Raw genomic sequence first — 11697 nt, forward strand, 5'->3', positions numbered from 1 at the left:
GTAAGGCGGAGCGATGGACGAGCGCCTCCTGAACATCTTCCGCGGTGAGGCGACCGAGCGGCTGGACCAGATGGTGCAGACGCTGCTGGCCGTCGAGGCGGGGGAGGGCGACGCGGAGGCGATCCGCGAGCTGTTCCGCCATGCCCACTCGCTGAAGGGCACCGCCGGGATGGTGGGCCTGGGCGACATCGGGACCGTCGCGGCCGCCGTCGAGGACGTCCTGTCCCAGGCCCGCACGAGCGGGGAGCTGGATCCCGCCCAGGCGGCGCCGCTGCTGGCCGTCACCGACGCGATCCGCGGGGCGATGGAGGGCCAGGCGATCGATGCGCCGGCGATCGTCGCGCAGCTGCGCGGCGACGAGGCGCCCGTGGCGGTCGAGGCCGAGGCGGCGCCCGAGCCCGAGCCCGAGCCGGAGCCGGAACCCGAGCCGGACCCCGAGCCCGAGCCGCACAACGGCGGACCGAGACACGTCGCCGTCGCGCCGGTCGTGCCGCCGCCCCCGGCGCCCGCCCCGACGTCGCCCGCGCAGCCGGTCCGCACGCTGCGCGTCGCCGCCGACCGCGTCGACGACCTGCTCGACGTCGCCGGCCAGGCGCTGATGGGCCTGCGCCGCTTCGAGCACGTGGTCGGGGACATCGCCGACGAGCGCGTGCGCGACGAGCTGGAGTACGGCGAGACGCTGATGCTCGGGCTGCAGCACGCGGTGCTCGATCTGCGCACCCTGCCGCTGGCCTCGATCGTCGGTCGCTTCCCGCGCGCGGTGCGCGACATCGCCGCCGCCGAGGGCAAGGAGGTGACGCTCGACCTGGTCGGCGTCGACGCCCAGCTCGATCGCGCCATCCTCGACAACCTCCCCGACCTGATCGTCCACCTGCTGCGCAACGCGGTCTCCCACGGCATCGAGCCGCCGGCCGAGCGCGAGGCGGCGGGCAAGCCGCGCGCCGGCCGGATCGTCCTGCGCGCCGAGGCGCGCGGCAGCGGCGTCACGTTGACCGTCTCCGACGACGGCCGCGGCGTCGCGCCCGAGCTCCTGGCCCGAGCCGACTCGCCGTTGGCGCTGGCCGAGCTGCTGGCCACGCCGGGCCTGTCGACCGCCGAGGCGGTCGGCGACCTGGCCGGGCGGGGCGTCGGCCTGGACGCGGTCCGCCGCGACGCCGAGGGCCTGGGTGGCGCGCTGATGGTGACCAGCGAGCCGGGGCAGGGCACCGAGTTCACGCTGCGCCTGCCGTCCACGCTCGCGGTGCTGGGGCTGCTGCTCGTCGAGCGCGCCGGCCAGGTGTTCGGGCTCGGCCTGGCCATCCTCGAGGAGGTGGTCGAGCAGGACCAGATCATCAACCTGGGCGAGCGGGCGGCCGTCGACGTGCGCGGCGAGGCGGTGCCCCTGGTCGACCTGGCCGACGTGATGGGCATGCACGCGCCCTGGGCCGCGTCGGGCCCGGCGGTGATCGTCAACGCGCTCAACCGCCGCGTCGCCGTGCGCATCGACCGGCTGATGGGCGAGCGCGAGGGCATCGTCAAGCCGCTCGGTCCGCTGCTGGCCCGCGTGCCCGGCTACGTCGGCGCGACCTTCCTCGACGACGGGTCGATCGCGCTGATCGCCGACGCCCGCCACATCGTGCGGCGCTCGACCATCGTGCGCGGCCCGGTCCTCGACGCGGCGCCCGAGCCGGCCGTGGGCGTCGAGACGTCGCCCACGGTGCTGGTCGTCGACGACCAGTTCACCGTGCGCGAGCTGCAGCGCACGATCCTCACGGGCGCCGGCTACACCGTCCTGACCGCGCGCGACGGGCGCGAGGCGCTCGAGCAGCTCGAGCAGGAGCCCGCCGTGCGCCTGGTGCTGACCGACGTGGAGATGCCGGTGCTCGACGGCTTCGGCCTGCTGCTGGCGCTGCGCGACGACGCGCGCTGGGCCACGCTGCCGGTCGTGGTCGTGTCCTCGCGGGGCAGCGAGGACGATCGGCGGCGCGGGGCCGAGGCGGGCGCCGACGCCTACGTCGACAAGGGCGAGTTCGACCAGCGCACGCTGCTGAGCATCGTCGAGCGCCTCGTGGTGCGCCCGTGATCCGGGTCGCGATCTGCGACGACTCGCGGACCTACGTGCACGCGCTGACCCGGGTGCTGAAGGCCGAGGGCGACATCGAGGTGGTCGGCGCCTACGGGACCGCCGAGGAGCTGCTGGCGGCGCTGTCGGGGTTGAAGGCCGACCTGGTGACGATGGACCTGGAGCTGCCCGGCATCGACGGCATCGAGGCGACGCGCCGGATCATGGCCCAGCGGCCGCTGCCCGTCGTCGTGCTGTCCTCCTACGCCGACGAGCGCGCGACCGAGGCGCTGGCCGCCGGCGCCGTCGACGTGCTGCACAAGGGCGACGTCACGCTGGGCGACATCAACGGCGAGCCCGGCATCACGCTGCGCCGGCGCATGCGTCGCCTCAGCCGGCTGCACGTGACCGCGCCGCCGGCTCCGACGCGATCCGCGCGGCCGGTGCGCGAGCGCGAGGCCGCGCCGGTCCGGCTGGCCAGCGCCCGCGGGGTGCGGGCGATCGGCGTGGCCGCCTCGACCGGCGGCCCCTCGGCGCTGCGCAGCGTGCTCGGCGCGCTGCCCGCCCAGCCCGACGTGCCGGTGTTCGTCGTGCAGCACATGACCGTCGGCTTCACCGAAGGGCTGGTGCGCTGGCTGGACCAGGCGATCGCCGCCCCGGTGCGCCTGGCCGAGGACGGCGTGACCGCCGGTCCCGGCGTGTGGATGGCGCCCGACGAGCGGCACCTGACGATCGAGGCCGGCCTGCGGATGCGGCTGGACCGGCGCGACCGTGGCGGCCCGCACCGGCCCTCGGCCAACGCGCTGCTGTGCTCGATGGCCGACGTGCTGGGCGCGGCGGCCGCCGGCGTGGTGCTCACCGGCATGGGCGACGACGGGTCCGCGGGCGCGGCCGCGCTGGTGGCCCGCGGCGGTCTGGTCATCGCCCAGGACGTGGCCAGCTCCGCCGTCGCGGGCATGCCCAAGGCGGCCGCCCTGGCCGGCGCGCAGCTCGTGCTCGCGCTGGCCGACATCGGCCCCGCGGTCGCCGCGCTGCGCTCCCGGGCGGGAGCGCACACGTGAGCGCCCTGGACCTGATCGCCGATCGCGTGCGCCGCGACAGCGGGATCGTGCTCGACGGCGCGCGGCGCAGCTCGCTGGCCGCGGCGGTGGCGCGCTTGGACGTCGGCTCCCCCGGCGAGGTGCTGCGGCGCCTGCAGGATCCGGCCGACGGGCGCGCGCTGCTGGCGCACCTGGTCGACGAGGTGGCGGTCAAGGAGACGTTCTTCCTGCGCAACGCGACCGAGCTCGAGGCGCTCGACTGGCGCGCGCTGCACGCCGCGGCGCGCGAGCGCGGTGAGGATCGCGTCCGCCTGTGGTGCACCGCCTGCGCGACCGGCGACGAGGCCTACTCGCTGGCCATCCTGGCGCTGGAGGCCTTCGGCGGCATCGCGCCGCCGGTCGACATCCTGGCCACCGACCTGTCGGAGACGGCGCTGGAGCGGGCGCGCATCGGCCGCTACCGCGAGCGGGCGACGGCCTCGCTGCCGGTGCATCTGCGCACGCGCTGGTTCACCGCCGACGGGCATGCGCTGCGGGTGCGGCCCGAGGTGCAGGCGCTGGTGCGCTTCGCCCGTCACAACCTGATCCGCGATCCGATCCCGCCGCGGGGCGAGCGGCCCTTCGACGTGGTCACCTGTCGCAACGTGCTGATCTACTTCGACGAGGCGGACGTGACGCGGACGGTGGCATCTCTCGAACAAGCGCTGGCGCCCGGCGGTCGCCTGGTGCTGGGCGCCGCCGACCGCCTGAGCGGGGGCAGCGCGACGATGTCCGCCGTCGCCACCGTGGCGGCGGCCGCCGCCGACCACGACCGGCCCCGCGCGCGGCGCCGCCCGCCCCGGCCCGCCGTGGCCACCGCCGCCAAGACGCCGCCCGACCCCGATCTGGACGCCGACGTCGCCCTGCTGCTCGGCCGGGCCGCGCGGGCCCGCGGCGACGACGCCGACGCGGTCCACTGGCTGCGGCGCACGCTGTACCTGGCGCCCGATCGGGCGGTCGCGGGCCTGGAGCTCGCGCTGGCCTACGCCTCGCTGGGCGACATCGACGCCGAACGGCGCGCGCTGTGGACCACGCTGCGCACGGCGCAGGCCGCCGGGGGCGAGGCCAACGAGGAGCTGGCCGCCGAATGCCGATCGCGGCTGGGCAACCTGGAGGGCCATCCGTCATGACCCGCGTGCTGGTGATCGACGACAGCGAGCTGGTCCGTGAGGCCGCGGCGATCGCGCTGGAGCTGGCCGGCTGGGAGGCGCTCGCGGCGCCCGACGGCGAGGCGGGCATCGCGCTGGCCGTCGAGCAGCCGCCCGACGGCATCCTGCTCGACGTCGAGATGCCCGGGATCGACGGCGTCGAGACGCTGCGGCGGCTGCGCGCCGACGCGCGCACCGCGGGTCGGCCGATCGCCTTCCTGACCGCCAAGGGCGACGATGCCACCGAGCGTGCGGCGCTCCTGGCCGCGGGTGCGGACGCGGTCATCGCCAAGCCCTTCCAGCTCCCGGAGCTGGCGGACGCGGTCCGCGCGGCGTTCGGGTGGGACGCGTGAGCGACGACACCCAGGACATCCTGCGCCGGGTGTGGGAGCGCCGGCGCGGCGACGTGCTCGGTCGCGTCGACCTGATCGAGGCCGCGCTGGCCGACGGCGCATCGGCCGAGGCGCGCGAGGAGGGCCGCCGCCAGGCGCACATGCTGGCCGGATCGGCGGGGACCTTCGGCTTCCCGCGGGCCAGCGTCCTGGCCCGCGAGTGCGAGCAGGCGCTGGAGGGCGACGGCGCGCTGGATCGCGACGCGCTGCGGGCCAAGGCGACCGAGCTGCGCGCGGTCCTCGAGGGCGAGCCGCAGACGTGAGCGGCGATCCGCTGGAGGGCCTGGCCGCCGCCGACGCGCAGCTCGGCCGTCCGGTCCCGCTGCCCTCGGTCGCGCTTCCCTTGGCCCGCTGGACCGAGGTGCACGCGCTCGCGCCGGAGGGCGTGGAGATCGAGTGGAACCTCGACGACTCGCGGGCCGGCGCGCCGGGGCGCCTCGCGCTCTACGTGGGCCTCGATCCGCCGCCCGAGCGCCCGTGGCCGTCGCCCGACCCGGGCCGCGACGTGCCGGTCGACGCGGCGGTGGGCCGCTGGCGCGAGGCGGAGCTGATCGAGGCCCAGCCGTCGCTCCGCCCGGCCGTCGAGCTGACCTGGCACGCGCACGGGCTGCACCTGCGCCTGACCGCGCAGGGTCCGTGGCCGGCGGCGCGCCTGATCGAGATCGCCGCGTCGGTCAGGCCCCGCCCGGAGGAGTGACGTCGAGGAAGTGCGGCCGGTACAGGCCGGCGTCGGCCAGCACGTCCGCGGGCGTGGCGCCGTTGACGTTGTAGGACAGCGTCCAGCGCCCGGGTGCCGACAGCGCGGGATGGACGAGCGCGTTGTAGGTGATCGCGCCCGCGCCGGGATCGGGGATCGTCGTCAGGCGGCGCGGCGGTGACCATGGGCCCTGCGGCTGCCGGGCCTGGCGGGTGACGACCTCGCGGGAGAAGCCGGAGCGCTGCGTGATCAGCGTGAACCCGCCGCCCGCGGCGGGCACGACGGTGACCTGGTTGGAGACGTCGGAGGCGATCCGCACGGCGGCGTCGGGATCGGCGCTCCAGCCGCTGCCGTCCCAGTAGGCCCAGGCTCCGTCGAGGCGGCCGGCGGGTGCCCGCGCCACGGTCAGGTACTTGGCCAGCCCGTGGTCCTCGACGCCGTAGACGTAGGTCCAGCCCCCGGCCACGGTGGCCGAGGCGCCGTACAGGACGCGCGCGTCCGGCGGGCCGACGCGCTGGACCGACTGCAGCGTGAGGTCGGGCAGCGAGACGGTGGCCAGCGACGTGCCCGCGCCCGCGAAGTCCCAGTCGCCGTCGCCGGTGCGGCGGATCTCGCCCATCAGCACGCGCAGCGCGCCGCCCTCGACCAGCGGCTGGGCCGGCCACCACCAGCGGTCGGGGTCGCCGGAGTCGACGAACGAGCGCTGGTCGGCGCCGGTCCCGCTGACCATGGTGGTCAGGCAGCCGCCGCTCTGGACGACGAGCGAGTTGCGCACCAGGCGGATCGCCCCGCGCGAGCCGTCGCCGCTGACGCCGCCCATGTACGTGTCGCCGAACAGCCAGGCGATGCGGCCGTCGGGGAGCGCGACGCTCCACGTGCCGTCACCGCCGGTCCAGCCGTCGCCACCGGCGCCCTGCCACAGGGAGGTCAGCCCGCCGGCGCCGGGGCGCGGTCCGCCGGGGCAGTCGCGCAGCGCGCTGGTCGCGCTCGATGCCGCGGCCAGCGCTGGGCGCAGCGGCGTGCACCCGCAGTCGTCGCCCTCGCCGATCTCGGCCACCTGGCCGATGGCGTCGGCGCAGGCGATCAGCCAGCGGCCGCCGCCGTTGGCCAGGACGTTCTGGCGCACGCTGGCCCGGGCGGCCAGGGCGGGCACCCGGACGCGGAGCACGGCCCGGTCGCCGTTGCCCGCGACCGCGTCGGCCGAGCGCACGACGCGCAGCCAGCTGGCCGGTGCGGAGGCGGTGCCGGTGTTGGCGATCGTGATGATCGCCTGGTCGCCCGCGGGGGGCGCGATCGTCACCCGCAGGTCGGGCCGCGCCGTCGCAGCGGGGGCCGGGGCGGCGGCAACGGCGCAGGCGGCCGCTGCCGCGACCAGGTACGGCAGCGGTCGCATGTGTCGGGCTCGGTTGCTAGGCGGTCTGGCCGCGCGCGGCCTTGAGCGCGGTGCGCAGGTCGGTCCGGGCCTGCTTCATCGACGCCTTGAACGCGTCCTTGGCGGCCTGACGCGCGGCGGCGCGCTGATCCTCGGGCAGGTCCTTGGCCGCCTTGTGCGCGGCGATGCGGGTCTTGAAGGCCGTGCGCACGGACTGGCGGTACGTCTTCAGCGCTTCGCGGACCTGCTCGCGGCGGGCCTTGCGGGCCGCCTGGCGGGCGGGATCCGGGGTGCGCTTGGGCGTCGTGGCCGGCGTGGTCGTCGTCTCGGTCGTCGTGGTCGGGGTCGTCGTGGTGGTGGTCGGCGTGGTCGTCGTGGTCGTGCCCGTCGTCGTCGTGGACGGCGTTGTGGCGGGACCATCGTCGGCCAGCGCGACACCGGCGACCGGGGTCACGAAGGCCAGGCAACAAGCAGCCAGCGCGCTGCGGCGGAGGAAGGTGGTGGACATGCTCTGGATGGTCGGGGCGCACCCCCGATCCCTCCAGGCCACTCTCATCAACGCCTCACAGTTAGGCTGCTGCGCTCCATGAGCGAATCCACACAGCATCCGGACCGCAACCTCGCGCTCGAGCTCGTGCGCGTGACCGAGGCCGGCGCCCTGGCCGCTTCCCGCCTCGTCGGCCGCGGCGACAAGGAGGCCGCCGACCAGGCCGCCGTCGACGCCATGCGCCACATGCTCACCACGGTGAACATGGACGGCATCGTCGTGATCGGCGAGGGCGAGAAGGACGAAGCGCCAATGCTGTTCAACGGCGAGCAGATCGGCAACGGGTCCCCGCCGGCCGTCGACATCGCCGTCGATCCGCTGGAGGGCACGACGCTGGCGGCCAAGGGCATGCCCAGCGCGCTCAGCGTGATCGCCATGGCCGACCGCGGCTCGATGTTCGATCCGGGCCCGATCGTCTACATGGAGAAGCTGGCCGGCGGCTCCGACATCGCCGGGCTGCTGGACCTCGACCGCCCGATCGCCGAGGTCGTCGGCGCCGTGGCGCGCAAGCGGCGCAAGGCGGTCGGCGACGTGATCGTCGTCGTGCTCGATCGCGAGCGCCATCTGCCGGGCATCCAGGAGATCCGCGACGCCGGCGCGCGCGTGCGCCTGATCTCCGACGGCGACGTCTCCGCGGCGCTGCTGGCCGTCAGCGAGCGGTCGCCCGTCGACCTGCTGTGGGGCATCGGCGGCACGCCCGAGGGGGTCATCTCGGCGGCGGCGATCAAGTGCACCGGTGGGCAGCTGATCGGCCGGCTGTGGCCACGCAACGACGACGAGCGCCAGGCCGCGCTGGACGGCGGCTACGACCTCGAGCGCCAGCTCACGGTCGACGACCTGATCCGCTCGGAGGACTGCTTCTTCTCGGCCACCGGCGTGACAGACGGCGACGTGCTCCAGGGCGTGCGCTTCGAGGCCGAGCACGCCACCACCGAGTCGCTCGTCATGCGGTCGCGCTCGGGCACCGTGCGGCGCATCCACGCCACCCACGACCGCAGCAAGCTGCGGGCGATGGCCGGCGTTCGCTTCGGCTGAGCGGCAGCCGCGAACGCCGCCGTCCGGAAGGGGACGGCGGGCGTGTTCCGGCCCGGACACGACTGCCTGAATTGCGGTCATTCGGGCAGTCAGATGCGGTGTGAGCTCCACCGAGATCGAGGCCCGGTTCGCGCGGACCGCGGCGGCCCGTCAGCGCGCGGCGCTGCGCGACGGGCTCAGCGCCGCGCTCGATCAGGCGCGCGAGCGCGGCGAGGGCGTCGTCGCCCTGATCCGCCTGGAGCTCGACGGCGTGCGGGCCATCCGGGCCGCCTACGGGCGGGAGGTCGGCGGGCTGGCGGTGCAGGAGGCCGCGCGGCGGGTGCGCGCGGTGGCCGGCGGCGCCGCCCACGTCGCCCAGCCCCAGCGTGACGGGCTGCTGGTGCTGCTGCCCAAGGTCGACGGCGAGGTCGCGGCCCGCGCCCGCGCCGAAGCGCTGCTGGCCGCGCTGAGCCGCCCGATCCACGTGCACGAGCAGCTGCTGCGCCTGTCGGTCGCCGCCGGTCTGGCCGTCTCGCTGGGTGACGACGGCGCCGACGGCGTCCTGCGCGCCGCCGAGCTGGCCGCCGGCAGCGCGCGCTCGCGGGGCGACGGCGTGGTCGTCCAGTTCGACGAGGCGCTGGAGCGGCGGGTGGCCGAGCGGGCGCGCATCGGGCAGGAGCTCGAGCGGGCGTTGGAGCGCGACGAGCTGGCGCTGGCCTTCCAGCCGATCGTCGACGTCATCACCGGCCAGGTCACCTGCGTCGAGGCGCTCGTGCGCTGGCGCCACCCCGAGCAGGGACTGCTCGCCCCCGCGGCGTTCCTGGAGGCGGCGCACGAGACCGGCGTGATCGTCCCGATCGGCCGGTGGATCCTCGACGAGGCCTGCCGGCACCTGGCCCGCTGGGCGCACCAGCGTCGCCACGGCGAGCTGCGCGTGTCGGTCAACGTGTCGATGCGCGAGCTGGCCGGCCACACGCTGCCCGGCGCGCTGCGCGACAGCCTGCGTCGCACGGGGGCGCCGCCCGGCCGGCTCGTGCTCGAGCTGACCGAGACCGCGCTGGCGGCGGAGACGGCCTCGCCGATCGCCTCGCTGGAGCGGCTGCGCGAGCTCGGCGTCGGGCTCGCCCTGGGCGGCTTCGGCGCGGGCTCCTCGTCGATGACCGCGCTGACCCGGCTCCCGGTGCAGTCGCTGAAGATCGACCGGGCCTTCGTCGCGGGGATCGGCGACTCCGAGGCCGACCGCCACATCCTGCGCGCGATCACCGCGATGGCCACGGCGCTCGAGCTGGGCGTGGTGGCCGAGGGCATCGAGACGCAGGCCCAGGCGCGCGTCGCGCATGCGCTCGGCTGCGTCCAGCAGCAGGGCTACCTGTACGCGGCGCCGGTCCTGGACGACGCGATCGACGCGCTGCTCGACCGGGGCCTGGACGTCGTGCGCCTGGCCCCGGCCGCACCGGACGAGCCCGCGCTCGAGCCGCCGGCCGCGCCGTCGGCCGGCGGCGCGACGGTGACCCTGGGCGAGGCGGCCCGCGTGTTGCGCGTGTCCGACAGCACGCTGCGCCGCTGGGCCGACGCGGGCACCGTCGCCTCGGTGCGCACCGAGGGCGGCCACCGCCGTTTCGCCATCTCCGAGCTGCAGCGGGTGGCCCGCGCCGCGGGCGCGGCGACGCCGACGCTGCGCGTCGCGCCGCTGCCCACCGAGCCCCTCCCGACCGCCGCCGCCGTGCTGCGCGACGGCGGCGGGCTGGCCCGCACCGTGGGACGCGCGCTGTACGAGCCGGGGGCGCCCGGCTGGTTCGCCACGCCGGCGGCGCGCCCGCACCTGGACCGCTGGAGCGCGCAGACGGCCGCCGCGCTGGCCGAGGGCGACGGCGCCGCGGCCCTGCAGGCGGGTCAGGCGCTGCTGCGCGACGCGCGCTTCGCGGGCGCCTCGCTGGCCGAGCGCCTGACCTTCGCCGAGCGCTGCGCGGAGCTGCTCGGCGCGCGCCTCGGGCAGGCCGGCGCCGGGCGCGACGAGGTCGTCGCGCTACGCCGTCTGCTCGCCCGCCTGCGCGACGCCGCGCTGGCCGACGTGCCCGCCGGCGTCTGATCCAACTGGTCAAACCAGGCACCAACTGGTCAAACCTGTCAGATAGCCGTCAGGACGGCGCGCAACCCACCGTGACGGCCGCATCGCCGGAAGACGCGCCGACCGCAGGGGCATGCCCGCCCCGCTCAAGCTCGCCGCCCGTGCCGTCGCCGTCGCCCTCGTCCTGGCCCTCGGCGCCGCGGGCACCGCGGCCGCCCAGTCGGCCGACGACATCCCGGCCGCGACCCGCTTCGCCGTCGGCTCGCCGGCCATGCAGGTCGCGCAGCAGATCGCCGTCGCCCAGTGGGGCGCGGCGCCCTGCGGCGGGCAGATCCAGATCGAGTGGGTCGACGACGCGGACAACATCAACGCCCGGTCGTGGTGGGCCAACCCGGTCTCCAACTACGGCGCGCCCGAGCAGAACACGGAGTGCCGCATCGGCTTCAACCGCAAGCTGGCGTTCTCGTGGCCGAAGTTCTGCACGGTGATGGTGCACGAGTACGGGCACCTGGCCGGGCACGACCACGCCGCCGACGGAGCCGACGTGATGTCGGCCTACTACCGCGCTCCGCTGGCCGCCTGCGCGGCCACGCCGGACCCGACGGCGACACCGACCACGGCGTCGTCGACGACGACCACCGCTACGCCGCGATCTCCTCGGGGTAGCGGCCGACACGCGACTCGGCGAGATCGAGCCGCGCGAGGGACCGCAGGAAGCCGTGCGTGACGATCACGTGGATGCGCGACTGCGTGTTCGCGTACAGCCAGCGGCCCAGGCGCGAGGCGATCGCCGGGTAGAAGTTGGCCACCTCGACCTCGACGTGCAGGCGGTTGGGCCCGCACCGGTCGACCTCGATCTCCAGGTAGCCGTCGCGCTCGCGCCCGCGGCGTGACACGAGCAGGCCCTTCTCGATGCGCCAGCGCACCACGCCGTGGTCGGGCTCGAGCTCGTACTCGGGCGCGTGGAAGGTCAGCAGCGACAGCAGCGGCCACCCGAACAGGCAGATGTCGCGCCCGTCCTCGCGGTAGTGGACGCGGATCACGCCCAGCGAGATGCGCGTGAGGAAGCGCCAGTAGGTGCGGGCCAGGCGCTCCAGGTTGTGCGCCGACCACAGCTCGACCATCTGGTCCTCGGGGATCTCGATGTCGGCCGACTGCGCCGAGCGCACCGCGCCGTCGTCCCCGGTCGTCGTGTGCTCCTCCGGGGAGGAGATCGTCGTGCGGGCGACCGCTCCGTCGGTGTTGAGGAGTCGCCGGGCGTTGGCGAACAGGGCGATCAACACGGCCAACAGCACGCCGCCCGCGATGGCAAAGCGCTGTCTCATGCGGCGTAAGGCTA

12 protein-coding genes are annotated in these 11697 nt (G+C 75.9%); 9 read left to right on the forward strand and 3 right to left on the reverse strand.

The annotated features are described in order from the left end of the window. The first annotated feature begins 13 nt into the window (after positions 1-13). The 6 genes from ACZ5UI_RS26165 to ACZ5UI_RS26190 are packed head-to-tail and all read left to right on the forward strand — an operon-like array spanning position 14 to position 5357. A complete protein-coding gene (locus ACZ5UI_RS26165) occupies positions 14-2062 on the forward strand; it encodes a hybrid sensor histidine kinase/response regulator (RefSeq protein ID WP_464192757.1) in 2049 nt (682 codons plus the stop codon). Beyond that, positions 2059-3102 carry a chemotaxis protein CheB gene (locus ACZ5UI_RS26170; protein ID WP_464192759.1) on the forward strand — a complete coding sequence of 348 codons (1044 nt, stop codon included), beginning with the start codon at positions 2059-2061 and terminating at the stop codon, positions 3100-3102. The genes ACZ5UI_RS26165 and ACZ5UI_RS26170 overlap by 4 nt, the downstream gene beginning before the upstream one ends. Further along, complete coding sequence (locus ACZ5UI_RS26175) at positions 3099-4250, forward strand: CheR family methyltransferase (RefSeq protein ID WP_464192761.1); 1152 nt, start codon at positions 3099-3101, stop codon at positions 4248-4250. The genes ACZ5UI_RS26170 and ACZ5UI_RS26175 overlap by 4 nt, the downstream gene beginning before the upstream one ends. After that, positions 4247-4621: a response regulator gene (locus ACZ5UI_RS26180; protein ID WP_464192763.1), complete on the forward strand. Its 375-nt coding sequence runs from the start codon at positions 4247-4249 to the stop codon at positions 4619-4621. The genes ACZ5UI_RS26175 and ACZ5UI_RS26180 overlap by 4 nt, the downstream gene beginning before the upstream one ends. Then, positions 4618-4923 (forward strand): Hpt domain-containing protein, encoded by a 306-nt coding sequence (locus ACZ5UI_RS26185; protein WP_464192765.1) that lies wholly within the window; start codon positions 4618-4620, stop codon positions 4921-4923. The genes ACZ5UI_RS26180 and ACZ5UI_RS26185 overlap by 4 nt, the downstream gene beginning before the upstream one ends. Further along, positions 4920-5357: a hypothetical protein gene (locus tag ACZ5UI_RS26190; protein WP_464192767.1), complete on the forward strand. Its 438-nt coding sequence runs from the start codon at positions 4920-4922 to the stop codon at positions 5355-5357. The genes ACZ5UI_RS26185 and ACZ5UI_RS26190 overlap by 4 nt, the downstream gene beginning before the upstream one ends. Here the strand turns inward: ACZ5UI_RS26190 and ACZ5UI_RS26195 are convergent. Both ACZ5UI_RS26195 and ACZ5UI_RS26200 read right to left on the reverse strand, forming a co-directional pair. Next, entirely contained in the window at positions 5335-6750 is a 1416-nt protein-coding gene (locus ACZ5UI_RS26195) for a DUF4185 domain-containing protein (protein WP_464192769.1), read from the reverse strand. The two genes, ACZ5UI_RS26190 and ACZ5UI_RS26195, sit on opposite strands and share 23 nt — an antisense overlap. A gap of 16 nt (positions 6751-6766) precedes the next feature. Beyond that, positions 6767-7237: a hypothetical protein gene (locus tag ACZ5UI_RS26200; protein WP_464192771.1), complete on the reverse strand. Its 471-nt coding sequence runs from the start codon at positions 7235-7237 to the stop codon at positions 6767-6769. A 78-nt stretch (positions 7238-7315) separates the two neighbouring features. Here ACZ5UI_RS26200 and glpX point away from each other — a divergent pair, with 78 nt between their 5' ends. From glpX to ACZ5UI_RS26215, 3 genes are all read left to right on the forward strand, one after another. Beyond that, positions 7316-8311, forward strand: coding sequence for a class II fructose-bisphosphatase (glpX, locus tag ACZ5UI_RS26205; RefSeq protein ID WP_464192773.1), 996 nt, complete (start codon positions 7316-7318; stop codon positions 8309-8311). A 100-nt stretch (positions 8312-8411) separates the two neighbouring features. Then, complete coding sequence (locus ACZ5UI_RS26210; protein ID WP_464192775.1) at positions 8412-10379, forward strand: EAL domain-containing protein; 1968 nt, start codon at positions 8412-8414, stop codon at positions 10377-10379. A 112-nt stretch (positions 10380-10491) separates the two neighbouring features. Further along, positions 10492-11085 carry a hypothetical protein gene (locus ACZ5UI_RS26215; protein ID WP_464192777.1) on the forward strand — a complete coding sequence of 198 codons (594 nt, stop codon included), beginning with the start codon at positions 10492-10494 and terminating at the stop codon, positions 11083-11085. Here the strand turns inward: ACZ5UI_RS26215 and ACZ5UI_RS26220 are convergent. Next, positions 11000-11683, reverse strand: coding sequence for a hypothetical protein (locus tag ACZ5UI_RS26220; RefSeq protein ID WP_464192779.1), 684 nt, complete (start codon positions 11681-11683; stop codon positions 11000-11002). The genes ACZ5UI_RS26215 and ACZ5UI_RS26220 overlap by 86 nt on opposite strands. Between the last annotated feature and the right edge of the window lie 14 nt (positions 11684-11697).

Source organism: Conexibacter sp. JCM 18997 (assembly GCF_055391915.1).

Bases quoted from the DNA above. Each gene is read 5' to 3' on its own strand.
- ACZ5UI_RS26195 (WP_464192769.1), bottom strand. From the start codon at position 6,750: ATGCGACCGCTGCCGTACCTGGTCGCGGCAGCGGCCGCCTGCGCCGTT.
- ACZ5UI_RS26220 (WP_464192779.1), bottom strand. From the start codon at position 11,683: ATGAGACAGCGCTTTGCCATCGCGGGCGGCGTGCTGTTGGCCGTGTTG.
- ACZ5UI_RS26200 (WP_464192771.1), bottom strand. From the start codon at position 7,237: ATGTCCACCACCTTCCTCCGCCGCAGCGCGCTGGCTGCTTGTTGCCTG.
- ACZ5UI_RS26165 (WP_464192757.1), top strand. From the start codon at position 14: ATGGACGAGCGCCTCCTGAACATCTTCCGCGGTGAGGCGACCGAGCGG.
- ACZ5UI_RS26215 (WP_464192777.1), top strand. From the start codon at position 10,492: ATGCCCGCCCCGCTCAAGCTCGCCGCCCGTGCCGTCGCCGTCGCCCTC.
- glpX (WP_464192773.1), top strand. From the start codon at position 7,316: ATGAGCGAATCCACACAGCATCCGGACCGCAACCTCGCGCTCGAGCTC.
- ACZ5UI_RS26180 (WP_464192763.1), top strand. From the start codon at position 4,247: ATGACCCGCGTGCTGGTGATCGACGACAGCGAGCTGGTCCGTGAGGCC.